The following is a 25,714-nucleotide window of genomic DNA, read 5'->3' as shown; positions in this document are numbered from 1 at the left end:
TCCTATCAGAGCGTTGCGGCCCGGCCAATCGCACCATGCAGATCGCTGTCATTCAATTATTTGATCTTTTTCGAATGACCGGATGCAATCACGCGCCGTCGCACTGCATCACACGAATTGACATCCCCATCACAAACTATCGTTTTCCGATCGCGCCTCGCGGGACTACAGCTAGCGCATCGGGAACCACATCCATGCCATCTGCCTTCTCCGTCATCATCCGCGAACCGAAAATCCGCATTCCGGCGATCACGCTGGTTGCGCTCGCCTTCACCTATGCCTCGACGCTGCCCTATCAGTCGATCATCGGCATTAACGAGCTCGGCATGAGCGACGGTGCCTATTCGGCGCTGGTGTTCTTCTCGGCGCTTGCGAATGTGGCGACCAGCCTGACGCTGGGGATATGGTCGGACCGGCTGGGAGACCGGCGGCCGCTGGTGCTGATGCTTTCGGTCTGCGGCATGATCGGCTTCGGCTCGGTCTTCATCTTTCACACGGCGCCGGTCTTCGTTGTCTGCGTGCTGCTGCTGATCCCGATGAGCAACTCGACCTATTCGATCCTTTTTGCCAGCATCCGCGCCACCACCAACCGGATGGACCGGGGTTTGGCGGGGTCGATCTCGTCGACGGTGCGGGCGCTCTATTCGGGATCCTGGGCGCTGGCGCCGGGGGTGATCGGGCTTTATCTGGCGACCGCGCAGTCGATGACGCCGGCCTATGGGATTGCCGGGGCGGCGAGCCTCACCTGCTTCCTTCTTTATTTCTTCTTTGCCGGGAAGACGCCGAAATCTTCCGGGCCGCTTTCGGATGCGCCCGGTTTCCTGCCGTCGCTGAAGCGCATCCTGCAGCCCTATATCCTGAAGCGGATCATCGCCATGTCGCTGCTGCTCGGATTGCAGCGGCTGAACACCATGCTGTCGCCGCTGATCATCACCCATCCGGCGGGAGGTACCGTCGTCGATGTCGGCTTCATGGCGGGGCTGACGGCCTTTCTGGAAATGCCGTTCATGATGATGTGGGGGACGCTGCAGAAGCGTTTCCGCAATGTGCATATCCTCGCCGCGGGCAGCCTGATCTACTGCCTCTACCTGACGCTTGCGGGCTTTGCCTCGGCGCCCTGGCACATCTATGCGCTGGTGGGGATCAATGCCTGCGGGGCGGCGGCGATCCTCAGCGTTCCCATCACCTATCTGCAGGACCTGATCGCCGACCGGCCGGGGCTCGGAAGTTCGCTGATCTCGGTCAGCGTCTTCATCAGCAACGGCGTGGCGGCAACGATCTTTGCGATCGGCACGACGCTGACGGATTATTCGGGAACGGCGCAGATCGCCGCCTTCGCCGGTCTGGGCGCAATCGGCTTCCTGCTGTTCCTCGAAAGCAGCAAGCGGCAGCTGAGCGCGGCTTAGGCGCTGATCCGGTAGGCGCAGCGGCGGGCGCCGAGCAGGATGTGTTCGGAGCGCTCGACATCAGCGCCAAGCACGCTGCGGAAGGTCTCGATCTCCGAGCGGCAAAAGCCGGCGCAGACGCTGGCGGCGGCGCAGATCGGGCAGTGGTTTTCGACGAGCATGAAGGAGCCGTCCTCCTCCTGCCAGCAGTCGGCCATATAGCCCTCGCGGCTTCTGATGGCGGCGAGCTGGCTGACGCGCTCGGACAGTGCCGGAGCCGAGACGTCCTGCCGGTAGCGGGCAAAGGTTTCCGTTTCGCGGGCGGAGATGACGGCGTCGAGAGCGGCAGGGCCGAGCTCGGCGTTGATGATCGAGAGCAGGCCGGCGGTGAGTTCGGCATGGCCGTCGGGGAAAGTCTGATGACCTGCCGGGGTCAGGTGCCAGAGCTGCTTCGGGCGACCGCGGCCGGCACCCTGCTCCGTCACCGGTTCGGCAAGGCCCTCTTCGGCGAGCTTCGTCAGCTGCTGGCGGGCAGCCTCGGCGGAGATGCCGAGATGGCCGCCGACATCGGCGCCTAGTTGCGGGCCTTCGGTCTTCAGCAGAAGCAGGATACGGTTGGCAGGCGATTGGCGCATTTATTTTTCCAAGTTCACACTTGTTTTAATAACACAAGCATGCAATTTTCCAACTCATAAATTGGAAAATAATATCCGTCAGGGAAAACATCAAGGCATACAGGCATGACCAGCATCGACCAGGGCGCCGCCCCGAAATCCTCCGTCTTCCAGCTCTTCACTCCAGGCTTGCTTCCGGCGACCCTGATGCTCGGCGGCGGTGTAACGCTCTATGCCGTCGAGAGCTACATCATGGCGACGATCGCGCCGTCTATCGTGCGCGATATCGGCGGATTGCCGCTGCTCTCCTGGGTGACGACGCTCTATGTGGCGGCTGCGGTTCTCGGATCGATCTCGGTCGCCATGCGGCCGCGCGGCATGGGTCTCAGGATCGCCTATGTGTTCGGCGCCGTGCTATTCGGCGGCGGCAGCCTGATCTGCGCGGCGGCGCCCGCCATGGAAGTGGTGCTTGCGGGACGCGCCGTGCAGGGTTTCGGCGCCGGCATTCTGGCGGCGCTTGCCTATGCCTTCGTGCGCTTTGCCTTTCCCGAACATCTCTGGCCGAAAGCCTCGACGCTCTATGCGGCGATCTGGGGGATTGCGACGCTGCTTGGCCCGAGCGCCGGCGGGTTGTTTGCCGATGGCAGCAACTGGCGGCATGCCTTCATCATTATCGTGCCGCTCGGCGTGCTGATGGCCGTGCTTGCGCCCTGGCTGCTACCGAAGGCCCGGGATGATCGTGCGGAAAGCAAAATCCCCTTCCTGCAGATCATGCTGCTGATCGGCGCCGTGCTTCTCGTCAGCATTGCCGGAACTCTGGAGCATGCGGGCGGCAAGGCGCTGCTCGTGGCGCTGTCGGTGATTGCGATCGCGCTGATGCTGGTGATCGAGCGGCGGGGCAAGACGCGGCTGCTGCCGACGGGAGCGGTGACGCTCGTCAAGCCGGTCGCCCGCGTCTATCTCACCATGTTCACGCTGCTCGTGGTGCTGACCAGCGATATCTACATCCCCTATTTCCTGCAGGTCCTGCATGGCGTCACACCGCTGATCTCCGGCTACCTGACGGCGCTGGTGGCGCTCGGCTGGACATTTGCCGCCTTTTTCAGCGGCAATCTGCGCGGACCCGCAGCCGTCAAGGCGATCGTCGCCGGATGCGTGATCGAGGCTCTGTCGACGGCGGCACTCGCACTGCTTCTGGCGCGGGAAAACCATGCGGCCGACATCCTGATCCTCGCACCGGCAGCCTTCGCCATGCTGATGATGGGCTTCGGCGTCGGGCTCGGATGGGCGCATCTCGTCACCAAGGTACTGCAGCTGGTGCAGAATTCCGAACAGGACAAGGCCTCGGCGGCGATCTCCACCGTGCAGTCGCTCGGCAGCGCCTTCGGCGCGGCGATCGCCGGCGTCATCGCCAACAGCACCGGACTGGTGCATCCGGGCGGGGTCGAGGGAAACATCTCGGCGGCGCACTGGCTCTATGCGGCCATGGCCCTGCCAGGGATCGTCACGGTGGTTGCGGCGCTGTCATTGAGGGACAAGAGGGTTTGAAGTCCCACCGTCGACCGTTGCAGATGCTCGGGACAGGCCCGAGCATGACGGCGGCGGGTGAAGCTCAGAGCTTCAGCATGATCTTGCCGATATGGGCGCTGGTTTCCATGCGGCGGTGCGCTTCGACGACGTCTTCGAAGGCATAGACTTTGTCGATGACGGGGGAGACGGTGCCGGCCTCGAGCAGCGGCCAGACCTGCGAGAGGAGATCGTCGCGGATGGCGCGCTTTTCTTCTGCGGTGCGCGGGCGCATGGTCGAGCCGGTCACCGTCAGCCGCTTGACCATGATCGGCGTCAGATTGACCTTTTCGGCCATCGAGCCGCCGAGGAAGGCGATGATCGACAGGCAGCCATCCTTGGCGAGCGAGGCGATGTTCTTCTCGAAATAGGCGGCACCGATCATGTCGAGCACGACGTCGACGCCCTGCCCCGCGGTTTCCGCCTTGATGACCTCGGCGAAATCCTCGTTCTTGTAATTGATCGCTTTCGCCGCGCCGAGCTTGACGCAGGCGTCGCATTTGTCGGCCGAACCGGCGGTCGCGTAAACGGTAGCGCCAAAAGCCTTGGCGAGCTGGATCGCCGTCGTGCCGATGCCGCTGGAGCCGCCGTGGATCAGTACGCTTTCGCCTTCGGTCAATCCGGCCATCTGGAAGAGATTGGCCCAGACAGTGAAGAAGGTTTCCGGCAGTGCTGCAGCCTTGACGGCATCGTAGCCCTTCGGGAAGGGCAGCGCCTGACCTGATGGCAGCAGGCAATATTCGGCATAGGCGCCGCCATTGGCGAGGCCGCAGACCTTGTCACCGATCGCGTAGCCGGTAACGCCGGGGCCGATCGCGACGACTTCGCCGGAGAGTTCGAGGCCGAGAATGGGGCTGGCGTCCTTCGGCGGCGGATAGGCGCCCTGACGCTGCGCGACATCGGGCCGGTTGACGCCGACGGCTTCGGTCTTCACCAGAATCTGGCCTTCGCCCGGAACCGGCAGCGGTCCGTTTGCGATCTTCATCGCATCGGGCGCGCCGAAGCTTGGCAGATCGACGAAACGCATGGTCGACGGCAGGGGCATATCCGGTCTCCTCATTCCGAAAGCACAGGAGATAATTCAGTGCCCGATGCTTGAAAAGGCGAGAAGTAGCAAAGGCGTCAATTCGCCTCGCCCAAGAGATGGAAGACGAGACCGTCGAGGCTTTCCTTGGCCGCCGCCTTGACGTGAGCGATCTCGGTGCCGACGCGGTTGATATCGTCGATGACGAGGCCGTCCGGCAGCTCGAGAACGCCGATCGAGCAGCGCATCAGCGGGAACAGCGCCTCGGCGCCCGAGCGGTCGTGGCCGCGGATGCTGCCCTTGGCGCGGTCATGATCGGAATAGAGCGCCAGCACATCCTCGTGGAAATCGCTGATCAGGCGATCGAGGATCTCGCTGAGTTCGGCCTGCGTCCAGCGGACAACGCCGATGAAGAAATCGTCGCCGCCGACATGGCCGAGGAAATGGCGCTCGGCGAAGAAATAGCGGCGCATCAGCGCGGCAAACAGCGAGATCGCGTGGTCGCCGAGATGGAAGCCGTAGGCATCGTTGAACGGCTTGAAATTATCGAAGTCGCAGTAGCAGAAGTGGCGAACGCCATCGCCGTCGCGGCCGGACTGGCGCATGAAATCGCGGATCGCGTGATTGCCCGGCAGGCCCGTCAGCGGGTTCTGGTCCTGGGCGATCTTCAGCTGCTTTTCGTTGATGACCTTGATGAGCGCTGCGGCGGAGACGACGCCGGCATAGCGCATGTTATCCGTCAGGATCAGGCAGTTGCTGCCTTCCATATTGGCGAAGATCGACATCAACCGCTCGGCATCGCTATCGAGACTGACGATCGGGGCGATCTCGACGAATTCCGAGATCGGCCGCTCATAGATCTTGTTCTTCAGCAGATCGCGGCCGAAGGGGTGGTAGATGTATTGCTTCAGGTGATGTTCGTGGATGATGCCGCGCGGTTCGCCATTGGCATTCAGAACCGGAAAGAAGCCTTGGCGCGGATTGCGGCGGAAGAGCTCGAACACCGTATCGATGCTGTCGTTCTCGAACACCGTCGGCAGCAGCTCGATCTGCTTGCGGATCAGGATCTCGTCCAGCGACTGGGTGTTGCGCTTGTTCTGCCCGAGTTCCTGCAGATGCGGAAAGGCCGGGACGAGCTCCGAAATATGCGTGGTCGGGCGGGCGATGAACCAGCCCTGGACGAGATCGACGCCATATTCGCGGCAGGCCAGGAACTCGGCCTCGGTCTCGATGCCCTCGGCGATGACACGGGTGCCGAGAACATGGGCGATGTTGACGATGTTCTTCAGGAGATGGCGCTTGCGCGGCTTGGTGTCGATATCGGCGACGAAGTGCCGGTCGATCTTCAGATAGTCGACCGCATAGTCGCAAAGCAGCTTCATCTCGCCGTGGCCGACGCCGAAATCGTCGATCGCCAGCTTGAAGCCGGTGCGGCGCAGCTTGGAGACCAGCGCCTCGAATTCCGGCACGCTGGTATTGTCGAAGCGCTCGGAAAATTCGAAGCAGACAGAGGACGGCGGAAGGTTTGCGGCCTTCAGCTGCTGCAGCAGGTTTTCGATCAGCCGGTCGCCATGCGGGATCAGGCGGACGTCGAGATTGAGGAAGAGCGTCGAGGTCGCGTAATTGCCGAGCGTCGCGAACTTTGCCAGCGCGCGGCTGGCGACCATCTGCTCGAGCGGAAGAAGCTGATTGGAGCGATAGGCCTCGTCGAGGATTTCGACCGGGGAATCGAAGCCGATGCGCTCCTGCCCGCGCATGAGCGATTCATAGCCGAATACCGTTCCGGTTCCGGCTTCGACGATCGGCTGGAAGGCGTTTTCTACGACGAGCTTAGCAAGCGTCACGATCTGATCGCTGGCATAGCGACGAACGACGCCGGGCGCGACGGCGGCAGTCAGAGACATGCCATTCTCCACTGTGAAGTCTTCTATTTCGCAGCGAAGATGGAGGAGAAGGGTCAACGAACCCTTTCCCCAATGTGAAACTTTTGTGAAAGCTGCAGGCGCCCGAGGCGCCCGCAAAGCAATTCAGATTTTTCTTATTTTATCAAGCGCTTGACTAGGCCGAGCGGCGGCGCACGGCTTCATGATCGGCGAACATGTCGGCCACGCAGCGGCCGCTCCTGGCATGGCTTTCGCCATCGAGAATATCGTCCTTGTATTCGCCGAGCTTACGGGCGGCATCCCAGAGGCGGAGCGCCTCGCGGACCACTTCGCTGCTCGACGCATAACCGCCGCTATCGACGGCATCGCGAATGCCTGCTGCTTGTACCGGTGAGATCGAGACTGTGACCATCGGCATGAAATTCCTCCCTTCGCTTTGCCGGGCAGAACCTGCCCAACGGGGGACGCATGACCATTCTTGGCATCTTATCCGGCGGTCCATCGCCGGTGCCTTGGTATTCCTGAATTTTAGTCTCACGTCATATGCTTGTCAAAAAAAGAAATAATCCGTGATCGGGCCTGTGGATTACGGTCATAAACTGCGGCGTAGCGCGAGGCCGAAGGCAAGCATGGTGGAGCCCTGCAGCAGGAGGTCGGCGGCGAGGAAGAGACCGAGGATCCAGAGGCTGTTGACCGGCCAGCCGAGCGCAATGACGAAACCTGCGAGCGCGGTGACCACGCCGCTCGCGACGATCCATCCCCAACCCTTGGCCGGCTTCATGCGCCGGCCGACCCAGACGCGGAAGACGCCGGCGATAACCAGCGCCACGGCGAGAAACAGCGTCAGCGCCGCCGAAGCCAGGATCGGGTTCATGAAGGCGAAGAGCCCGGCCAAGACATAGAGAAGGCCGCTCAGCACCCAGAAGAGAATGTGATCCCAGCCCCGCACCTGAAAGGCATGGGCGAGATAGACGATGCCGCCCGCCAGCATCAGCATGCCGACATAGTAGACCGAAGCGACGGTGGCGACGAAGATGTTTGCGAAGGCGATGACGCCGCAGATCATCAGCAGCACACCGAGACCGGCGAACCAGATCCATTTCGAATGCAGGGACGAAGACGGCATTCCCAAGACGCTTGCCATGACACACCTCCTGTGAGCGGGAGATATGTTGCACGATCCCCATCCGGAAAGACTTGACCTTCATCAAGCCTTCGCAAGATTTTTATTGATTGTCCAGTCAATCAAAAATAAAGTGACCGCAACTTCGAGAAAAGTTGGACGTCATGCCGAAGGTCGGAATGGAGCCGGTGCGCCGCAAGGCGCTTGTGGATGCTGCGCTGCGGGTGATCGGCGATCACGGCTCGCTGACCGTCACCATGTCCGAAATTGCCCGCAAGGCCGGTGTCTCCCCCGCGCTCGCGCATCACTATTTCGGCAGCAAGGAACAGCTGCTGATCGAGACTGTACGCTCGCTTCTACGCCAGTTGCGCGACGACGCGGTGACAGCGCTGAAGGCGGCGCCTACGCCGCGCGAAAAGCTTTCGGCCGTCATCCGCGTCAGCTTCCAGGCCGACCAGTTCGCGCCCGAGACGATCGCCGCCTGGCTGGCGTTTTATGCTGAGGCGCAGAGCTCGGAAGAGACCCGCCGCTTCCTCGTCATCTACGCACGCCGCCTGCGCTCCAACCTGCTCGCCAACCTGAAAGCGCTTTGCCCCGCCGATGCCGCAGAACGCATCGCCGAGGGCGCTGCGGCGATGATCGACGGGCTCTATATCCGCCAAAGTCTGAAATCGGCGCCGATCAGTATCGAGGCTTCGATCGGGCTGACGGAGGATTATGTGAACGCGCTGCTTGCTACGGCTCCCCCTTCTCCCCAGCGGGGAGAAGATGTCCGAAGGACAGATGAGGGGGTGAGCGACGCAGGAGCGAACGGCCGCAAGGCCGAGAAGGCAGCCCCCTCATCCGGCCCTATGGGCCACCTTCTCCCCGAGGGGAGAAGGGACGAACACCACGAGCCCAAGGACAAACGACCATGAAAGCCCAGCCGAAAGCATCGCATTTCATCGACGGCGAGTATGTCGAGGATGACGCGGGCAGCGTGATCGAGAGCATCTATCCGGCAACCGGCGAAGTGATCGCCCGACTGCATGCGGCAACGCCTGCGATCGTCGAGAAGGCGATTGCGGCGGCCAAGCGCGCCCAGCCGGAATGGGCGGCGATGAGCCCGACGGCGCGCGGCCGCATCCTCAAGCGGGCGGCCGAGATCATGCGCGAGCGCAACCGCGAACTCTCCGAGCTCGAGACGCTCGATACCGGCAAGCCGATCCAGGAAACCATCGTCGCCGACCCGACCTCGGGCGCCGACAGCTTCGAGTTCTTCGGCGGCATCGCGGCGACGGCGCTGAACGGCTCCTACATCCCGCTCGGCGGCGACTTTGCCTATACCAAGCGCGTGCCGCTCGGCGTCTGCGTCGGCATCGGCGCCTGGAACTATCCGCAGCAGATCGCCTGCTGGAAGGGCGCCCCAGCACTCATCGCGGGCAATGCCATGGTTTTCAAGCCTTCGGAAAACACGCCGCTCGGCGCCCTGAAGATCGCCGAGATCCTGCATGAGGCCGGCCTGCCGAAGGGGCTCTACAACGTCATTCAGGGCGACCGCGAGACCGGGCCGCTGCTCGTCAACCATCCAGATGTCGCCAAGGTTTCACTGACGGGATCGGTGCCGACGGGCCGCCGCGTTGCGGCTGCGGCTGCCAGCCATCTGAAGCATGTGACGATGGAGCTCGGCGGCAAGTCGCCGCTGATCGTCTTCGACGACGCCGATATCGACAGCGCCATCGGCGGCGCGATGCTCGGCAATTTCTATTCGACCGGACAGGTCTGCTCCAACGGCACGCGCGTCTTCGTGCAGAAGAAGATCAAGGGCGAATTCCTGAAGCGGCTGAAGAGCCGCACCGAGGCGATGGTGATCGGCGATCCGATGGACGAGGCAACGCAGATCGGCCCGATGGTTTCCTGGGCGCAGCGCCAGAAGGTTCTCGAATACATCGAGAAGGGCAAGGCCGAGGGCGCGACGCTGCTGACCGGCGGCGGCATTCCCAACAATGTGGCGGGCGAAGGCTATTACGTGCAGCCGACCGTGTTTGCCGACGTCACCGACGAGATGACCATCGCCCGCGAGGAGATCTTCGGGCCGGTCATGTGCGTGCTCGATTTCGACGACGAGGCCGAGGTGATCGGCCGCGCCAATGCCACCGAATTCGGCCTCTCGGGCGGCGTCTTCACCGCCGACATGACCCGCGCCCACCGCGTCGTCGATCTGCTGGAAGCCGGCACATTGTGGATCAACACCTACAATCTCTGCCCGGTCGAAATCCCCTTCGGCGGCTCCAAGCAATCCGGCTTCGGCCGCGAGAACTCGGCAGCGGCGCTGGAGCACTATTCCGAACTGAAGACCGTCTATGTCGGCATGGGGCCGGTGCAGGCGCCTTATTGAGACTTTGAGATAAGAGAACCCCTCTTCCGCTTTGCCGTGCAGCCCCCTCATCCGCCCTTCGGGCACCTTCTCCCCGAGGGGAGAAGGGAACACGAGGCCGCGCGGCACATCCCTTCTCCCCTCGGGGAGAAGGTGGCGGCAGCCGGATGAGGGGGCCGCCCGGACGAACCTAGAAGAGAGACTCATGCAAGCAGATTTCGTCATCATCGGCTCCGGCTCGGCGGGCTCCGCCCTTGCCTATCGTCTCTCCGAAGACGGCAAGAATACCGTCATCGTCATCGAGGCCGGTGGATCGGATTTCGGGCCGTTCATCCAGATGCCGGCAGCGCTTGCCTGGCCGATGAGCATGAAGCGCTATAACTGGGGCTATCTCTCCGAGCCCGAGCCCAATCTCAACAACCGGCAGATCACCGCGCCGCGCGGCAAGGTGATCGGCGGTTCGTCGTCGATCAACGGCATGGTCTATGTGCGCGGCCATGCCGAAGACTATAACCGCTGGGAAGAGCTCGGCGCGCAGGGCTGGGCCTATTCCGACGTGCTCCCCTATTTCAAGCGCATGGAACACAGCCATGGCGGCGAAGAGGGCTGGCGCGGCACCGACGGGCCGCTGCATGTGCAGCGCGGCGTCTTCCGCAATCCGCTGTTCCAGGCCTTCGTGGAGGCCGGCAAGCAGGCGGGCTTCGAGACGACGGAGGATTACAACGGCTCGAAGCAGGAAGGCTTCGGGCTGATGGAGCAGACGATCTTCGGCGGCCGCCGCTGGTCTGCGGCATCGGCCTATCTGAAGCCGGCGCTGAAGCGGCCGAACGTCTCGATCGTCTATGGTCTCGCCCGCAAGGTGGTCATCGAGAACGGCCGGGCCGTCGGCGTCGAAATCGAGCGCGGCAACAGCGTCGAGGTTATCAAGGCGAACCGCGAGGTGATCGTTTCGGCCTCCTCCTTCAATTCGCCGAAGCTCCTGATGCTCTCCGGCATCGGCCCGGGCGCGCATCTGCAAGAGATGGGCATCGAGGTGAAGGCCGACCGGCCGGGCGTCGGCGCCAATCTTCAGGACCATATGGAATTCTATTTCCAGCAGGTCTCGACCAAACCGGTGTCGCTCTATTCCTGGCTGCCGTGGTTCTGGCAGGGGGTCGCCGGCGCACAGTGGATGTTCACCAAGTCGGGCCTGGGCACCTCGAACCAGTTCGAGGCCTGCGCCTTCCTGCGCTCGGCGCCTGGGATCAAGCAGCCCGATATCCAGTATCACTTCCTGCCGGTCGCCATCAGCTATGACGGCAAGGCGGCGGCCAAGAGCCATGGCTTCCAGGTGCATGTCGGCTACAATCTCTCGAAGTCGCGCGGCAATGTCACGCTGCGCTCGTCCGACCCGAAGGCCGATCCGGTCATCCGCTTCAACTATATGAGCCATCCGGAGGATTGGGAGAAGTTCCGCCACTGCGTGCGCCTCACCCGCGAGATCTTCGGCCAGCAGGCTTTCGACCAGTATCGCGGACCGGAGATCCAGCCGGGCGAGAAGGTGCAGAGCGACGACGAGATCGACACCTTCCTGCGAGAGCACTTGGAAAGCGCCTACCACCCCTGCGGCACCTGCAAGATGGGCGCCGCGAACGACCCGATCGCCGTCGTCGACCCGGAAACCCGCGTCATCGGCGTCGACAACCTGCGCGTCGCCGATAGCTCGATCTTCCCGCATGTGACCTACGGCAACCTCAACGGCCCGTCGATCATGACCGGGGAGAAGGCGGCCGACCACATCCTCGGCAAGCAGCCGCTGCCGCGGTCCAACCAGGAGCCGTGGGTGAACCCGCGCTGGGCGGTGAGCGACCGGTAGGCGGGAGCTTAGTGATAGTCGTCTTCGCGTTGATGGCGGATGGCGGCGATGGTGACGGCCTGGCTTCCATCGATGTGGAAGAGGACCACATATCCTGAGGAACCAAAGGGCACCAGCAATTCGCGCATCAGCGTATTCTCGGCACTCGCCTTGCGGCACGAGAATGGGAATTCCTCAAGCACGACCAGCGCCTTCATGATGGCATCATAGGCGCGGTCGGCGAGGTCGAGGTCGTAGGCGATAAGATAATCGTAGAGGCGGCCGAGGTCTTCCAGTGCCTCGTCGGTGAAGCGAAGCTGATAGCTCATTCCTGCCCGGCCGCGCGCTTCGCCTTGGCGGCATCAAGCTTGGCCTTCAACATGGCCATCACGTCTTCAGCACTGTGATAGACGCCAGTGCGCTCGGCCTCGGCCAGCGACGCCAGCCCCCGCGCGATAAACTCCGCCTGCGTCTTGCGATAGTGAACCTGACGCCGCAGCGAGTCTTCCATCAGCGCCGACAGGGTCTCCCCTTCCTTCAGCACACTTTCGGCGGCAGCGCGCAATTCGGGATCGACACGGAGGGACGGCAGGGTTGCGGTTTTCATGGGGCGCTCCATGCGTTGCAATTGCGATGCATGATGCCGAACTTCAAGTTCAGAATCAACTAGAGGAAACCGATCCATCGTCCCGCCAGGAGACTCGCAATCCAGGCGCAGAAGGAGATGCCGGCGGCGTATCGGATGCGGCGTGGTGCGATCTCGTTGGCAAGCGTGTGGCGCCAGCCCTTCCCTGCGTGAACGAGGATCGCGTTCAAGATGCCGAGGGCGATGAGGGAGAGTTTGGCGAGGAAGGCAGGGTTCTCCGCATATTCGGCCGGGCGGACGCTGAAGAGGAGTGCGCCGGTGAGGATGGCGAGGACGAGGCCGGTGGCAGCGGCAGTGGAGAGGAAGGGGCCGATGACGGCGAGTGGGACGGATTGGAACCAGCCCATGAGCCTGAGATCAAGCGGCAGGATGGCGCCGATCAGCAGGCAGATCGACAGGATGTGGGCGGCGTTGACGGCGATATAGAGCAGCGCCGAGCGCCGGAGGGCGACTGCCGGCGGCGCTGCGGCGATCCACTCGAAGAGGTCTGCGGTCATCCGTCAGTTCGTCTGGATGCGTTCGGGATAAATGTCGTAGCGCTTGCCTGAGACTGTGATGCGCACCGCCTTCAGGCGCTTCTCGCTGGCGTCCTGCGAACGGTTGCCGAGGGCGACGATCGCATCGCCGTTCTTCGCCGAGCCCTCGATGAAGCCGGAGCGCTGCGTCTGCCGCGGATTGCCGAGCTCTACCCGCCAGACGCCATCGGCCGCGGCAACGTCGAGCGACGGATGCGGGCCGCCCATCGAAATCTGCTGGATCGTGCCCGTCAGCTCCATCTGCTCGGCTTCGGCCCAGGACCAGCCGTGATGGGCTGCGGCGCCTGTTGCGAAGACCGCGGCGAGTGCTGCGGCGGCGATAGATTTCCTGATCATGGATATGCGCATGTCATGTCTCCCTACCCTGTTCCGGCAAGGGGCAAGTGGCGCGGTGGGCATGCTTGGGAAGGTATTTCACCAAATGTTGAAACAAGGGGTGATCTTTGCCGCCGATTGGGACTAGAAGGGGATGCCCCCATCACGTGCCAGAGTCCGACATGCCCTCCTCCCATCGCAATTCCAAGCTGCTCCGCCGTTCCCGCGTCATCTGGGGATCCTTTTCTCTTTGGCGGCCGCGGCTGGTCTTCTGGTGCGGGGCGCTGGCGATCGGGGTGATCAGCGTCGGCTTTGCCAAGCTCGCCGATCTGGCGCAGAAGGCCTTTACCGGACTGACATCCTCGGGCGAATGGGCCTTCCTGCTGCCGCTCGTCCTGACACCCTTCGTCTTCATGCTGTCGGCCTATCTGGCGGCGACGCTGTTTCCGAATTCGCAGGGCAGCGGCATTCCGCAGGCGATCGCCGCCCGGCATCTGCGCGACGAGGAGGACCGGACGCGGCTCTTGTCGCTTCGGATTGCCTTCGGCAAGATCGTGCTGACGGTGCTCGGGCTGTTTTCCGGCGCGTCGATCGGCCGTGAAGGGCCGACGGTGCAGGTCGGCGCGTCGATCATGCTGGCGGTCGCCCGGTTCGGCGGCATGGCGCAGGCGCGCGGTCTGATCCTGGCAGGGTCTGCGGCCGGCATAGCAGCGGCGTTCAATACGCCGCTCGCCGGTATCGTCTTTGCGATCGAGGAAATGAGCCGCACCTATGAGTCACGGGCGAACGGGCTGGTGCTCACCGCCGTCATCCTCTCCGGCCTTGCGGCGCTGGGGCTTGCGGGAAGCTACAACTATTTCGGCGAAGCCTCCGTAGCGCCGACGCAATTGCGCGACTGGGGCCTCGTGCTCGTCTGCGGCATCGGCGGCGGGGCGCTCGGGGCTGCCTTCAGCGGCTTTGCCCTGCATTTCGGCCAGAAGATCCGCCGCTGGGCGCAACCGCAGCCGCTGAAGCGCATGCTGGCGCTCGCCGGCATCTGCGGTCTCGCCATCGCCGTGATCGGCATCCTCTCGGGCGGCACGACCTTCGGCACCGGCTACGAGCAGGCGCGCGGCGCCGTTGAAGGTCACGCGCTGCCGCTCCTCTTCTTTGTCGAGAAACTGGCCGCCAGCTTCCTGTCGATGATTTCAGGGATTCCGGGCGGCATCTTCGCGCCGTCGCTTGCCGTCGGTGCCGGTTTCGGCAGCACGGTCGGCTCGCTGCTCGGCACCAGTGTCGCACTCGCGGCCATCCTCGGCATGGCCGGATATTTCTCTGGCGTCGTGCAAGCGCCGATGACCGCCTTCGTCATCATTCTGGAAATGACTGGAGACCACCAGGCCGTCATCCCGATCATGGCCGTCTCGATGATCGGCTACGTAACGTCGCGCATCCTGTCGCGCGAGCCGCTCTATCACGGCCTGTCGCGCGTCTTCATCGCCGCAGCCATCCGGGCGCGGCGGGCGATCGAGAAGGAAGAGGTGGCAGGCTAGGCCAGCATCCGCGTCACGACAGCGCCCTTGGCGGGGGCGACGGCGTCGGCGATCGTCGTCGAGAACAGCACCTTGCGGGTGGCGTCGGCGACCTTGGCGAAGACGTGGCGGATTTCGCAGTTCTGTTCGCCGTCGCAATCATCGCATTTGCGGTAGGCGGTGATCGACAGGCAGGGAAGCGGCGCGATGGGGCCGTCGATGATGCGCAGGATTTCGCCGAAGGTGATCATGTCGGCTGGCTTCAGCAGCAGATAGCCGCCTGCCTTGCCGCGGCGGCTGACGACGATGCCCTGATGTTTCAGGTCGAGAAGGATCTGCTCCAGGAATTTCTTCGGGATCTTCTGCTGTGCAGCAATATCCGAGATCATCACCGGTTCGTCGGCATCGGCTTCCGCCAAAACCGTGAGCGCACGGAGCGCATATTTTGCCTTCTGCGTAATCATTTTAGACCGTCACACACACCAGCGGCCCATGAGCCCCGCCGCTTTTCAAGCTTACCTGCACCCCTATTGCACAACCAGCATGAACGGAATTTGAACGCGCCGGCAAAAGCCTTGAGATACAAGCATTTTGGCCCTGTTTTTCAAGCTTGGCCAATGGGCTTAATTCTACGTCAAAATTGCGTCTTCCGCATCTTTCGGCGCATCACTTCAGATTTCGAATTGACAGGCGGCGTGTAACTCTACTAAATCACTAGACATTAGGGCTGCCCGCCGGTTTTCATTGCCGGGGCGGCTGCTTTTCTGCATTGCGGCAGCTTCGGAGAGATATTTGCTCCTGCTTATGCTGCTTTCGAAATCCCTTTTTCTGTCCGATCCCTCCTCCAGCTGCGATACTCCGGCCAACATCGAGGACAGGATTGCCATGACTGTTATCCATACAATCGAAGAGGCCGAGGCGCTGAATGCCAAGCTCGCGTCTCTAGACCTTGCCGGAAGGCTGGCCTTTGTCGCCGGTCTCGGCGGCCGCGCCGTCTTTACGACGTCGCTCGGCATCGAAGACCAGGTGATCACCGCCGAGATCGGCAATCACCGTCTGCCCATCGACGTCGTGACGCTGCAGACCGGACGGCTCTTTCCCGAGACGCTGACGCTGATCAACGAGACCGAGAGCCAGTACGACATCAAGATTGCCCGCTATGAGCCTGAACAGGCCGATATCGACGCCTATGCGGCGAAATACGGCATGAACGGTTTCTACGAAAGCGTCGAAGCCAGGCATGCCTGTTGTGGCGTGCGCAAGCTGAAGCCGCTTGCGCGCGCACTCAATGGGGCAACCATCTGGATCACCGGTCTGCGCCGCGGCCAGTCCAACAATCGCGCCGACACGCCCTTTGCCGAATATGACGCCGAGCGCCATCTGCTGAAGGTCAACCCGCTGGCCGACTGGGATATCGACGTGATCAAGGCCTATGTCGCCGACAACAGCGTGCCGGTGAACCCGCTGCATGCGCGCGGCTATCCCTCGATCGGCTGTGAGCCCTGCACCCGTGCCATCAAGCCCGGCGAGCCCGAGCGCGCCGGCCGCTGGTGGTGGGAGCAGGACGAAAAGCGCGAATGCGGCCTGCATGTTGCTGAAGAGGCGTCGGCGATCCCGGCTGCTCAGTAAGCGAGGGCAACGCCTGGAGCCCCCTCATCCGGCCCTGTCGGGCCGCACGGTGCAACGCCGGTGAGGCCACGAAGCAAATCACGCAGAGACATCTCTGCATACGAATTGAGAAGTCTGGAGTAGGAAATGCCCGATACCCGCAAGGATACGGAACTCAGCAATCCCCAGAGCAGCAAGCCGCCGCTCGATCCACACCTGAAGGCACTTGAGAACGAAGCGATCCACATCTTCCGTGAGGTCGCTGCCGAATTCGAACGCCCGGTCATGCTTTATTCGATCGGCAAGGACTCCTCCGTCCTGCTGCATCTGGCGCGCAAGGCCTTCTATCCGGGCCGCGTCCCCTTCCCGCTGCTGCACGTCAACACCGGCTGGAAGTTTGCCGAGATGATCACCTTCCGCGACAAGATCGTGAAGGAATATGATCTCGACCTGATCGAGCACATCAATCCGCGCGGTGCGGCCGAGAACATCACGCCGTTCACCTATGGCTCGGCCCGCTATACCGACATCATGAAGACCGAGGCGCTGCGCAATGCGCTCGACGCCGGCAAGTTCGACGCTGCCTTCGGCGGCGCGCGCCGCGACGAGGAAGCCAGCCGCGCCAAGGAGCGCATCTACTCGTTCCGCACGCCCGACCATCGCTGGGATCCGCGCAACCAGCGCCCCGAGCTCTGGAACATCTATAACGGCCAGATCCGCCAGGGCGAAAGCGTTCGCGCCTTCCCGCTGTCGAACTGGACCGAGGTGGATATCTGGCGCTACATCCAGGCCGAGAACATCCCGATCGTGCCGCTCTATTTCGCCGCGAAGCGCCCCTTCGTCGAGCGCGACGGCATGATGATCGATGCGACCGATCCGCGCCTGGAGCTGTTGCCCGGCGAAACGAAGCAGGAGGATTACATCCGCTTCCGCACGCTCGGCTGCTTCCCGCTGACGGGCGCCATCCGCTCGAACGCCACCAGTCTTGAAGAGATCATCGCGGAGCTGGAAATCGCCACGGTTTCCGAGCGCCAGGGCCGCGCCATCGACCGCGACCAGTCCGGTTCCATGGAAAAGAAGAAGCGTGAAGGATATTTCTGAGATGACCGCAGCAAACCTCGCCAACGCCGTTGCCCAGCCCGCAGCCGAGCCCGTTGCGGCCCTGCGCGACACGCGGCCGTTGCGCCTCATCACCTGCGGTTCCGTCGATGACGGCAAGTCGACGCTGATCGGCCGCCTGCTCTGGGATACCAAGGCAGTCAAGGAAGACCAGGCCGCGACCCTGCAGCGCGATTCCACCGGCAAGCAGAACGATCTCGGCCTGCCCGACTTCGCACTGCTGCTCGACGGCCTGCAGGCCGAGCGCGAACAGGGCATTACCATCGATGTCGCCTATCGCTATTTCTCGACCGACAAGCGCTCTTTCATCGTTGCCGATACGCCCGGGCACGAGCAGTACACGCGCAACATGGCGACCGGCGCCTCGACCGCCGATCTCGCCATTCTGCTGGTCGATGCCCGCGCCGGCATTCTCGAGCAGACGCGCCGCCATGCGACGATCGCTTCGCTGATGGGCATCAAGCAGTTCGTGCTGGCCGTCAACAAGATCGACCTGACGAACTACGATCGCGCCGGCTTCGACAAGATCACCCACGAATTCAAGGAATTCGCGCTGTCGCTCGGCGTCAAGCAGATCACCGCGATCCCGATGTCGGCGCTGAAGGGCGAAAACGTCGTCTATTCCGGCCAGGCAGCGATGCCCTGGTATAACGGCCCGACGCTGGTCGAGACGCTGGAGCTCGCCAGCGTGCGCTCGGGACAGTCGACCGGCTTCCGCCTTTCGGTCCAGCGCGTGTCACGCCCGGGCGAAAGCTTCCGCGGCTACCAGGGCACGGTTGCCGGTGGTTCGGTCAAGCCGGGTGACAGTGTCATGATCCTGCCGTCGGGCATGGTCGCCAATGTCTCCAAGATCGTCACCTTCGACCTCGTGCGTAACGCCGCAGTCACCGGCGATGCGATCACGCTCGTTCTCGACCGCCAGGTGGACGTTGCCCGCGGCGACATGATCGTCTCGATCGACGCACAGCCGCAGACCGGCATCAACTTCGACGCCCAGATCGTGGCGCTGCAGCCCGAGGGCATCGAAGCCGGCAAGCGCTACTGGCTGAAGAGCGGCAGCCGCCGCCAGCGTGTCCAGGTGCAGCCGATCGCGCAGCTGGAACTGAAGTCCGGCGCCTGGGCTCCGGCCGACCGGCTCTACATGAACGCCATCGGCAAGGTCCGCCTGGTATTCGACGAAACGGCGATCTTCGACCCTTATGAGCAGAACCGCGCATCGGGCTCCTTCATCCTGATCGATCCGGAAACCAACAACACGGTTGCCGGCGGCATGGTGAGCGGCAAGCGCAGCGACGTCAGCGGCCTGCACGGCGGCGACGCCCGCGTCATTCTCTCGCTGCCGGCCGATCTGGCCGAGCAGATCATGGCAAGCGAACTCTTCGCCAGCCGCCGTGACGAAGCGCATGTGCAGCGGATGACCGCCGCAGAAGCCGCCGATCTCTGGAAGAACGCCGCCAGCGATATCTGAGCGGCATTCCGGAACGGATAAGACCTGCGATGACCGGCCATTATTTTGGCCGGTCATCGAGAGCGCTTCTCAGACATGAGATTTCTGAAGCGCGGCCTATAGTTCGCCCGTGTCTTCCCGAACCTTCAGGATGCGGTCGATAAGACCCCATTCCAGCGCCTCCTCCGCCGTCATGAAGCGGTCGCGATCCATCGCGCGCTCGAAGTCTTCGTAGGAACGTCCGCAATGTTCGGCGTAGAGCCGTGTCATGCGGTGCTTGGTCTTCTGCATTTCCTCCGCATGGATCAGCATGTCCGACGCCTGCCCCTGGAATCCGCCCAGCGGCTGGTGAATGTGGATGCTGACATTGGGAAGCGCCGTGCGTTCGCCCGGCTGGCCGGACATCAGCAGGAACGAGCCCATCGAGCGGGCGGTGCCCATGCACAGCGTATGCACCGGCGCGCGGATGTAATGCATGGTGTCGTACATGGCGAGGCCGCTGGTCACGACGCCGCCCGGCGAATTGATGTAGAGATGGATCGGCTTTCTGGGATTTTCCGCTTCCAGAAACAACAGTTGCGCGCAGACGAGCGCCGAGACGGTATCGTTAACCTCGCCATTGAGGAAGATGATCCGCTCGCGCAACAGCCGGGAATAGATATCAAAGGATCGCTCCCCTCGGCTAGACTGTTCCACCACCATAGGGACGAGTTGCATCGCTTCGCGCATCGGCGACCTCCAGGCTTTCAGATTTTGAGGGGAAGGCTCGCCGTCAGGCGGCGAGCATGAGGAGCGGGCTGTTGCTGTTTGCCGGCGCTCTGGTCATTTCATCGAGCCTCGCGTCCGTGAGCTCGTGGACGATCCGCAGGCACGTGCCGCCATCGGCATTCGGGGTGAGCGTGAAGGTCACGATACTTTCAAGGAAAGGCGGCGTGTCGTCGCGCAGCCTGTAGCGAACCTGCTCACCGGGGGTGACCGATATCGCATCGGGATCGGCCAAGGATTCCTTCGGCAACCACCTTTCCCTAAGTTCGGGAATGGTGACGGCGCGCCAGACCTTTTGTGGCGGATCGCCGAGGTCGAACTCCAGCTCGATGCCGCTCTCCTGCTCCCTCACCTGCGCTTCGCTCATTGATCCATGTCCTTCAGCAAGACTTTGAGTGCTGCGATACGATCCGGCCAATAGGCGCGGTATTTCGCCAGCCACTGGGCGATGAGAGCCAGCCCATCGGGATCGACTTCGTAGATCACGAACCGCCCCTGCCGCTCTTCCCTGACGAGCCTTGCGCTGCGCAGAACCGCGAGGTGCTGCGACATCGCCGGCTGGCTGATCTCCATGCCCTCGCGCAAGGCGCTGGCGTTCATGCTGCCTGCCGCGAGCTTCTCAAAGATCGCGCGGCGGGTCGGGTCTGCCAAAGCCCGGAAGAAATCGTTCTCTATCATGCAAACACATAAGCACGCACTTATGCGATTCGCAAGCGATTTCGCGGCAGGTTTCTGGCGGTGTTATGGAGATAGCGTCTAGCGGGTGGAGCCGCGCTCGACGATCTTGAAGCCGAAATCGACATGGGCTTCGTACGGCTCTTCCTCGCGGACAGCCTTCAGCAGCATATCGGCGACGCGGTGGCCGATATCGTAGCGCGGGATGCTGACCGTCGTCAGCGCCGGTTCGCAATGGATCGCGTAATCGAGATCGTTGAAGCCGCAGATGCCGATATCCTCGGGGACGCGCAGGCCGCGTGTCCAGCATTCGAGCAGCGCGCCGACGGCGAGATCGTCGCTCTGGCAGAAGACCGCGTCGACATCCGGCGCGACCTCCACCAGCTTGCTGAAGAGCTCGCGTCCGGCGCCGATGCCGATTGCACCCACCTGGCTTGCGACCAGTGCCTCGTCGAAACAGCCGGCTTCGCGCATGACATCGGCATATCCATCGAAACGGCGACGCGGGCGGGTATCGCGGCGGCAGCCGACGAAAGCGATGCGGCGGTAGTTCTTCGACAGCAGCATGCGGGTGGCGGCAGCACCCGCCGCATAGTGATCGACGGCGGCGACCAGGCCCTCGGCCCTCTGGCTGGAATCGACGATATGGGCAACGGGGCAGGCAGCGGCGCTCAAAAGCGGCGCCAGCGCATCGTAATATTCCGCACCGGCAACGATGATACCGGCCGGCTTCTGCGCCAGGAAGGATTTCAGCTGGTTCATTTCCTGGTCGGGATCATAGAGCGTATTGGCATATTGGACGCGCAGGTCCGTCGCCCGCAGGCGATCCTCGATGCCGCTCATGATATCGGTAAAGGAGTGCTGATGGAGGGCCGGCGTAATGACGCCGACGACGCCGCTGTGACGGCTGGCGAGCGCGCGGGCCGCGAGGTTGGGGACATAACCCATCTCATCGACGGTGCGCAGGATGAGCTGACGCAGATCTTCGGAAACGATCTCCGGATTGCGCAGTGCCCGGGAGATGGTGATGGGACTGACGCCCACCTTCTTAGCGACATCGCTCAATCTGACATGCGCTGAGCGCTTGCTTTCCCTACCCGGCACTTCATTCCCCATTCCGGCATTACACGCTGCGAACCCCTCCCCTTCGACTCGCAGATGCCTTTGTGAAGAGAAATTAAATTAGAGTCCACTAACCCTTTTGCTTTTGCGACGAAAGGCTAAGCAAGGGGCCGCGTTTGCAGCGCTTTTAGATACGCTGGAGGCTGCCTGCTGGATCACAGCCCCAATAGAACTGTCCAGATTCCGGGAAAATAGACAATTTTGGAATGGTGCGAGCCGCGGCGCGGCCTACTCCATGGCGACGAGGAGCTCGCCGCTTTCGACCATTTCGAACATCGAGCTGTCGATCAGCCTGACGGCATCGCCTTCGGCAGTGCACCAGAAGCGGGCGCCGACATAACGGCGCGGCCCGGCGGCGGTCTGGCTGAGGATCACGTGGCGGCGCTCATAGAGCCTGACCGGCAGACCGTTGCTGTCGATACAGGCCCGCTCGCTGATCGTCTCGACCGTCTTCTCGCCGTCCATGTCCATGAGGATGCACTCGCAAAGCCATAAAAGAAAAAACCCCGCCGGAGCGGGGTTTTCGGCTGGTCGGAGTGGCAAGATTCGAACTTGCGACCCCCACGTCCCGAACGTGGTGCGCTACCAGACTGCGCTACACTCCGTGACCAGCGGCGCCTCTATAGAACGGCCCATCTTATTGCGCAAGCGCCAAATTTCAAAAAACTGACGCATTTTTTCGAGGCCCGCGAATGGCCGCTTGGGACGCCCTGAACTGCAACAAAAAGCCACACCGGCCGCAAATTTCGCAAATGCGAATGAAGGGCAATTTTCTTTTGCCGGGTTCCGCGCTAAAGCGCTTTCCGGGACAAGCGGAAACCGCTCGGACATAGCGATTCCCGCCGTCGAATGCGCGACAATTCAGGGACGATACATATGAAACTCCGCACCTTTGCCGCGGCCGGGCTCGCTATTGCGCTTGCCGGCTGCACGACCATTCCTTCTGCCGGCGATCCCGTTTCCGCACGCTGGAACGGCCAGTCGGCCGGAAAGTTCTTTGCGGCCTACGGCCCGCCGCTGAGCGACGCCGAAAACGGCTCGTCCGTCGTCTACACCTGGAAGGGCGGCTACAAGACCGTGCGCGTTCCGGCGAAATATGCCGAAGGCGACAACGGCAAGCGCGGCAAGCAGACGGCACCGGCCCGCACCATGTATCTGCGCTGCCAGGCCGAAATCACCACCAATTCCGACTACACGATCCGCAGCATCCGCACGGTCAACGACATGCCCGGCGAAAGCGGCAAGTCCTACTGCGCCGAATTCCTGGCCCCGGCCCAGCCGGCAGGCTGATCGGGATCAACGATCGGGTTTGATGCAGGCGGCCGAGAGGCCGCCTGTTTTCGTTTGTGGCATCGGATTGCGTGTACATACAAATTGTCATAACATTCTTTAGACATGTTTGAATGGGACGATGAGAAGAACCGGCTGAATATCGAAAAGCACGGTGTCAGCTTCGACACCGCCTGCCGGATTTTCGATGGCTTCATCTTTACCGTCCGGGATCGGCGCTTTGACCATGGCGAAGTCCGGGACATCAGCATCGGCAAGGTCGGCGAGCTTACCGTGCTGACGGTGGTGCATACCGACCGGAACGGCGTCACGCGCCTGATCTCCGCGCGGGCGGCAAGCCGGTCCGAAAGGAAACGATATGGCGACGAAATACAAAAAAGAACTGAGCGCTGAAGAACTGGCTGCGATGCCCGACGAGGATATCGACTTCAGCGACATTCCGGAGCTGGATGATGCCTTTTGGGAGAAGGCGGAGCTCGCCGGACCGGATCGCACGCAACCGGTGACGATCCGCGTCAAGAAATCGGTGCTCGATGCTTACAAAGCGCTCGGCAAAGGCTACCAGACGCGCATGAACGCGGTGCTGGAATCCTATGCGAAGACGCTGAAGAGATAGTGGCTGGGGCGCCAGGATACCCCGATTGGCCATCTACACGCCCTGATCCTGTTGACTTTCCTACCAAATCTATCTTAACAGGTGGGGGCAGATAGGTGGGGGCGAAGGTATGGGCGGTTCGAAAGTTTACAGCGGCGACAAGCGCTACTTGACGCGTAAGACCAGCGACGGCGTTTGGTATGTAACGGTTGATGTTCCTCGGGCGGCGCGGACTGCCGTGGGGAAGAAACGGATCATACGATCGCTGAAGACTGCCGACTTAGGAGAAGCGCAACGCCAGCGCTGGCCGATGGTCGCAGCGATGAAACAAGAGATCGAAGATGTTATTCGCGGCACCGGGCCTATGCCGACAGCCGATCTAACAGCCGCAGCCATGAGCGCCCGAAAAGAGCTAATCGAGACCCCCGCCGCGCGTGAGCAGACGATGGAAGCTATCAGCGCGGTCACTGACGACGTTGAACGGCAACACGGTCATGATGTGGCACAGGAGTTCTACAAGCTAGCGACCGGCCAAGCTGACGCGATTGACGCGAATGTAGATAGCTACCTGCTTGGCGCGAACATCGCGGAGCGTACCGCAGCCGATCTTAGGACCGCGATAGCGGAGCTGACAGCCTGGACCAAAGGCAACCGCAAGCCCTCGATCGTTCAAGCTTTCATGAGCCGCACCGCCGCCGAATTCCGCGACGGATACTTGCTGCCAGTCAAAAAGAATGTCCGCACGATCAACAAGAAAATCAGCCTACTCTCCTCCTATTGGAAGTGGATGGCGAAGAACGGGGTCTTGGACCCTGACCGGCCTAACCCTTGGACCGGGAAATCGTTGCCAAAGCCTAAGGCATGGCAGAAGACCGGGGCCGATAACACTGACATGCGGCCATTCACTGACGCGGAGGTCTCGAAGCTAATCCATGGCGATGCAGACCAGGACATGAGCGAGCTTATGCAGATAGCCGCGCTTTCAGGGCTGCGGTTGGAAGAGATTGGACAGCTTCGGGTACGTGACTGCGCCGGGGAACTGTTCGACATAACTCGCTCGAAAACCAAGGCCAGTGTCCGCAAGGTTCCAATACATTCCGCGCTAGCAGCGATTGTAAACCGGCGCACGAAAGACAAGCCGCAAGAGAGCTACATCTTCCCCGACTTCGCTGCATCCGGTTGGGATGACGCACGCACGATGGCGGTCTCGAAACAATTCGGCCGCTACCGCAAGCGGCTGAAGGTTGATGACAGGCCCGAAGGGCAAAGGCGTTCACGCATCGACTTCCATTCATTCCGCCGCTGGTTCGCTCGAAAGTGTGAGGAGGCCGGGCAGCACCAAACGCTTGTGGCCCGCGTCATGGGGCATAAGCAGGGCCTTGAGATCACGTTCGCCACCTACTCCCAAGCACAGCCTCTGGACCTCATGCGGGCATGTGTGGAAAGTGTAAAGCTCCCGCCGAAGCCGAGCGCGCCATGACGATCATTCCGGATCAAGAACCCGTTACACCTGAGATGCAATTCTTGCTTGGCTCATATGCCTACGTAAGGTCAGCTCAAGTTCTACGATTCTCGGAGGAGTGGGAGACCGAAGCCCCTGCCCTGCTGCGCCCGACGCTCAACCTTCTGTCGCATGGGTTGGAATTGTTGCTGAAGGTATCCCTTCTTCATGCGGGCTTAACGCCGGAGCAAGTGGCATCAACCTACAGGCACAACCTGAGAAGGCTTTGGGATCACGACGAAAATCGTCTACTCCGCGAACTCTTGCTCCTGCAAGCAGAAGTATGCTGGCTTCATAATGCCAAAAGTGGACGATGGCCAAAGGACAATTTCAATCAAGACCCGCGACGTGTCTTCGTTGCAGCCGTCTACAAGCTATCGAGGCTGCACAGCGGGGAGAGCAACTACGCGCTGCGTTATTTGGTCAATAGGGAGGAAAAAGCACCGCGCTCCGCTTTTTTGATCGATACGCTCTACGAGCTGCTGTTTAAGGCGGTGCGCCAGCCCGCGTTGCTGTATCCCGCGAAGAGCGTTGAGTATGCGGTTTATAACTCACCTTAGCCCCCCGACTAATTTTTGGGTCTGACATATTCGAGGCGTCCCGTCCTGATCGACGCGCGGCGTTTCCCCCGTGCGCATGGCGGGCGACGTATGCGAGCGGGCGCGGGCGCTAGGCGTGCGTGACGCGTGGGCTGCGGACGTGCGCGAGGCTCTGACCTCCCGCGAGTCGTCAAGCACCGAGCCTAGCGAATTCTATCGGTCGTCCGATAGAGTATACCCATGCGGACAAGCCGGAGTGT

30 protein-coding genes and 1 tRNA gene are annotated in these 25,714 nt (G+C 62.1%); 14 read left to right on the top strand and 17 right to left on the bottom strand.

The genetic code is table 11. The features are described from left to right. The first annotated feature begins 35 nt into the window (after positions 1-35). The gene (locus tag ABIE40_RS04560; protein ID WP_354540965.1) at positions 36-1,406 is read left to right on the top strand and encodes an MFS transporter; all 1,371 of its coding nucleotides are present in this window, start codon (positions 36-38) and stop codon (positions 1,404-1,406) included. Here the strand turns inward: ABIE40_RS04560 and ABIE40_RS04555 are convergent. Beyond that, positions 1,403-2,020, bottom strand: coding sequence for a helix-turn-helix transcriptional regulator (locus tag ABIE40_RS04555; protein ID WP_199626398.1), 618 nt, complete (start codon positions 2,018-2,020; stop codon positions 1,403-1,405). The genes ABIE40_RS04560 and ABIE40_RS04555 overlap by 4 nt on opposite strands. Positions 2,021-2,125: 105 nt before the next feature. Here ABIE40_RS04555 and ABIE40_RS04550 point away from each other — a divergent pair, with 105 nt between their 5' ends. Beyond that, entirely contained in the window at positions 2,126-3,547 is a 1,422-nt protein-coding gene (locus ABIE40_RS04550) for an MFS transporter (RefSeq protein WP_199626397.1), read from the top strand. A gap of 64 nt (positions 3,548-3,611) precedes the next feature. Here ABIE40_RS04550 and ABIE40_RS04545 read toward each other — a convergent pair whose 3' ends face one another. The 4 genes from ABIE40_RS04545 to ABIE40_RS04530 all read right to left on the bottom strand — a co-directional run bounded on the left by ABIE40_RS04545 (position 3,612) and on the right by ABIE40_RS04530 (position 7,616). After that, positions 3,612-4,610: an NAD(P)H-quinone oxidoreductase gene (locus ABIE40_RS04545; protein ID WP_199626396.1), complete on the bottom strand. Its 999-nt coding sequence runs from the start codon at positions 4,608-4,610 to the stop codon at positions 3,612-3,614. A 77-nt stretch (positions 4,611-4,687) separates the two neighbouring features. Continuing rightward, positions 4,688-6,493: a GGDEF domain-containing protein gene (locus ABIE40_RS04540; protein ID WP_199626395.1), complete on the bottom strand. Its 1,806-nt coding sequence runs from the start codon at positions 6,491-6,493 to the stop codon at positions 4,688-4,690. 154 nt (positions 6,494-6,647) lie between these two features. Further along, entirely contained in the window at positions 6,648-6,890 is a 243-nt protein-coding gene (locus tag ABIE40_RS04535) for a ribbon-helix-helix domain-containing protein (protein ID WP_112719257.1), read from the bottom strand. Positions 6,891-7,064: 174 nt separating this feature from the next. Continuing rightward, the gene (locus ABIE40_RS04530) at positions 7,065-7,616 is read right to left on the bottom strand and encodes an HdeD family acid-resistance protein (RefSeq protein WP_199626394.1); all 552 of its coding nucleotides are present in this window, start codon (positions 7,614-7,616) and stop codon (positions 7,065-7,067) included. A gap of 143 nt (positions 7,617-7,759) precedes the next feature. Between ABIE40_RS04530 and betI the strand changes: the two genes are divergently transcribed. From betI to betA, 3 genes are all read left to right on the top strand, one after another. Beyond that, positions 7,760-8,512, top strand: coding sequence for a transcriptional regulator BetI (betI, locus tag ABIE40_RS04525; RefSeq protein ID WP_199626393.1), 753 nt, complete (start codon positions 7,760-7,762; stop codon positions 8,510-8,512). Further along, positions 8,509-9,972, top strand: a complete 1,464-nt coding sequence (gene betB, locus ABIE40_RS04520; protein ID WP_199626392.1) for a betaine-aldehyde dehydrogenase — start codon at positions 8,509-8,511, stop codon at positions 9,970-9,972. The genes betI and betB overlap by 4 nt, the downstream gene beginning before the upstream one ends. A gap of 184 nt (positions 9,973-10,156) precedes the next feature. After that, positions 10,157-11,806 carry a choline dehydrogenase gene (gene betA, locus ABIE40_RS04515; protein ID WP_199626391.1) on the top strand — a complete coding sequence of 550 codons (1,650 nt, stop codon included), beginning with the start codon at positions 10,157-10,159 and terminating at the stop codon, positions 11,804-11,806. A gap of 8 nt (positions 11,807-11,814) precedes the next feature. Here betA and ABIE40_RS04510 read toward each other — a convergent pair whose 3' ends face one another. Genes ABIE40_RS04510 through ABIE40_RS04495 form a run of 4 tightly spaced genes read right to left on the bottom strand, consistent with a single transcriptional unit; the run spans position 11,815 to position 13,315 of the window. After that, the gene (locus tag ABIE40_RS04510) at positions 11,815-12,114 is read right to left on the bottom strand and encodes a type II toxin-antitoxin system RelE/ParE family toxin (RefSeq protein ID WP_199626390.1); all 300 of its coding nucleotides are present in this window, start codon (positions 12,112-12,114) and stop codon (positions 11,815-11,817) included. Next, entirely contained in the window at positions 12,111-12,392 is a 282-nt protein-coding gene (locus tag ABIE40_RS04505) for a YlcI/YnfO family protein (RefSeq protein WP_130278833.1), read from the bottom strand. Before ABIE40_RS04505 ends, ABIE40_RS04510 begins: the two co-directional genes overlap by 4 nt. 59 nt (positions 12,393-12,451) lie before the next feature. Further along, the gene (locus ABIE40_RS04500; protein WP_199626389.1) at positions 12,452-12,928 is read right to left on the bottom strand and encodes a DUF6644 family protein; all 477 of its coding nucleotides are present in this window, start codon (positions 12,926-12,928) and stop codon (positions 12,452-12,454) included. Between the two features lie 3 nt (positions 12,929-12,931). Then, on the bottom strand, positions 12,932-13,315 hold the full coding sequence (locus ABIE40_RS04495; RefSeq protein ID WP_199626388.1) for a DUF6152 family protein: 384 nt from the start codon (positions 13,313-13,315) through the stop codon (positions 12,932-12,934). A gap of 149 nt (positions 13,316-13,464) precedes the next feature. Between ABIE40_RS04495 and ABIE40_RS04490 the strand changes: the two genes are divergently transcribed. Then, positions 13,465-14,814, top strand: coding sequence for a chloride channel protein (locus ABIE40_RS04490; protein ID WP_199626387.1), 1,350 nt, complete (start codon positions 13,465-13,467; stop codon positions 14,812-14,814). Here the strand turns inward: ABIE40_RS04490 and ABIE40_RS04485 are convergent. Together ABIE40_RS04485 and ABIE40_RS04480 are read right to left on the bottom strand one after the other, a co-directional pair. Then, positions 14,811-15,257 (bottom strand): RrF2 family transcriptional regulator, encoded by a 447-nt coding sequence (locus ABIE40_RS04485; protein WP_112712759.1) that lies wholly within the window; start codon positions 15,255-15,257, stop codon positions 14,811-14,813. The two genes, ABIE40_RS04490 and ABIE40_RS04485, sit on opposite strands and share 4 nt — an antisense overlap. A 207-nt stretch (positions 15,258-15,464) precedes the next feature. Next, positions 15,465-15,680 carry a hypothetical protein gene (locus ABIE40_RS04480; RefSeq protein WP_199626386.1) on the bottom strand — a complete coding sequence of 72 codons (216 nt, stop codon included), beginning with the start codon at positions 15,678-15,680 and terminating at the stop codon, positions 15,465-15,467. Between ABIE40_RS04480 and ABIE40_RS04475 the strand changes: the two genes are divergently transcribed. The 3 genes from ABIE40_RS04475 (at position 15,679) to cysN (ending at position 18,988) form a co-directional block, all read left to right on the top strand. Then, on the top strand, positions 15,679-16,422 hold the full coding sequence (locus tag ABIE40_RS04475) for a phosphoadenylyl-sulfate reductase (RefSeq protein ID WP_199626385.1): 744 nt from the start codon (positions 15,679-15,681) through the stop codon (positions 16,420-16,422). The two genes, ABIE40_RS04480 and ABIE40_RS04475, sit on opposite strands and share 2 nt — an antisense overlap. A gap of 126 nt (positions 16,423-16,548) precedes the next feature. After that, complete coding sequence (gene cysD, locus ABIE40_RS04470) at positions 16,549-17,502, top strand: sulfate adenylyltransferase subunit CysD (RefSeq protein ID WP_112712761.1); 954 nt, start codon at positions 16,549-16,551, stop codon at positions 17,500-17,502. Position 17,503: 1 nt separating this feature from the next. Further along, complete coding sequence (cysN, locus tag ABIE40_RS04465; protein ID WP_112712763.1) at positions 17,504-18,988, top strand: sulfate adenylyltransferase subunit CysN; 1,485 nt, start codon at positions 17,504-17,506, stop codon at positions 18,986-18,988. Between the two features lie 96 nt (positions 18,989-19,084). On the opposite strand, the gene ABIE40_RS04460 is transcribed toward cysN, so the two are convergent. From ABIE40_RS04460 to ABIE40_RS04435, 6 genes are all read right to left on the bottom strand, one after another. Continuing rightward, the gene (locus tag ABIE40_RS04460) at positions 19,085-19,696 is read right to left on the bottom strand and encodes an ATP-dependent Clp protease proteolytic subunit (RefSeq protein WP_199626384.1); all 612 of its coding nucleotides are present in this window, start codon (positions 19,694-19,696) and stop codon (positions 19,085-19,087) included. A 43-nt stretch (positions 19,697-19,739) separates the two neighbouring features. Beyond that, positions 19,740-20,099 carry an SRPBCC family protein gene (locus tag ABIE40_RS04455; RefSeq protein ID WP_199626383.1) on the bottom strand — a complete coding sequence of 120 codons (360 nt, stop codon included), beginning with the start codon at positions 20,097-20,099 and terminating at the stop codon, positions 19,740-19,742. After that, positions 20,096-20,410, bottom strand: coding sequence for an ArsR/SmtB family transcription factor (locus tag ABIE40_RS04450; protein ID WP_130278842.1), 315 nt, complete (start codon positions 20,408-20,410; stop codon positions 20,096-20,098). The genes ABIE40_RS04455 and ABIE40_RS04450 overlap by 4 nt, the downstream gene beginning before the upstream one ends. Positions 20,411-20,488: 78 nt before the next feature. Continuing rightward, positions 20,489-21,523 carry a LacI family DNA-binding transcriptional regulator gene (locus tag ABIE40_RS04445; protein ID WP_199626382.1) on the bottom strand — a complete coding sequence of 345 codons (1,035 nt, stop codon included), beginning with the start codon at positions 21,521-21,523 and terminating at the stop codon, positions 20,489-20,491. A 234-nt stretch (positions 21,524-21,757) separates the two neighbouring features. Beyond that, on the bottom strand, positions 21,758-22,000 hold the full coding sequence (locus ABIE40_RS04440; RefSeq protein ID WP_199626381.1) for a hypothetical protein: 243 nt from the start codon (positions 21,998-22,000) through the stop codon (positions 21,758-21,760). Between the two features lie 57 nt (positions 22,001-22,057). After that, a tRNA-Pro gene (locus ABIE40_RS04435) sits at positions 22,058-22,134 on the bottom strand. A gap of 271 nt (positions 22,135-22,405) precedes the next feature. Here ABIE40_RS04435 and ABIE40_RS04430 point away from each other — a divergent pair. From ABIE40_RS04430 to ABIE40_RS04410, 5 genes are all read left to right on the top strand, one after another. After that, entirely contained in the window at positions 22,406-22,819 is a 414-nt protein-coding gene (locus ABIE40_RS04430) for a hypothetical protein (protein WP_130278879.1), read from the top strand. 105 nt (positions 22,820-22,924) lie between these two features. Further along, complete coding sequence (locus ABIE40_RS04425) at positions 22,925-23,212, top strand: BrnT family toxin (protein WP_199626380.1); 288 nt, start codon at positions 22,925-22,927, stop codon at positions 23,210-23,212. Continuing rightward, on the top strand, positions 23,178-23,435 hold the full coding sequence (locus ABIE40_RS04420; RefSeq protein WP_199626379.1) for a BrnA antitoxin family protein: 258 nt from the start codon (positions 23,178-23,180) through the stop codon (positions 23,433-23,435). The genes ABIE40_RS04425 and ABIE40_RS04420 overlap by 35 nt, the downstream gene beginning before the upstream one ends. 109 nt (positions 23,436-23,544) lie before the next feature. Then, a complete protein-coding gene (locus tag ABIE40_RS04415) occupies positions 23,545-24,894 on the top strand; it encodes a DUF6538 domain-containing protein (protein WP_199626378.1) in 1,350 nt (449 codons plus the stop codon). Next, positions 24,891-25,475, top strand: a complete 585-nt coding sequence (locus ABIE40_RS04410; protein WP_199626377.1) for a hypothetical protein — start codon at positions 24,891-24,893, stop codon at positions 25,473-25,475. The genes ABIE40_RS04415 and ABIE40_RS04410 overlap by 4 nt, the downstream gene beginning before the upstream one ends. Positions 25,476-25,714: the final 239 nt, after the last annotated feature.

The organism is Rhizobium sp. OAE497 (assembly GCF_040546565.1).
In the GTDB taxonomy this organism is placed as follows: domain Bacteria; phylum Pseudomonadota; class Alphaproteobacteria; order Rhizobiales; family Rhizobiaceae; genus Rhizobium.
The sequence above is the reverse complement of the archived record's forward strand: the minus strand, read 5'-3'. Positions and strand labels throughout refer to the sequence as shown.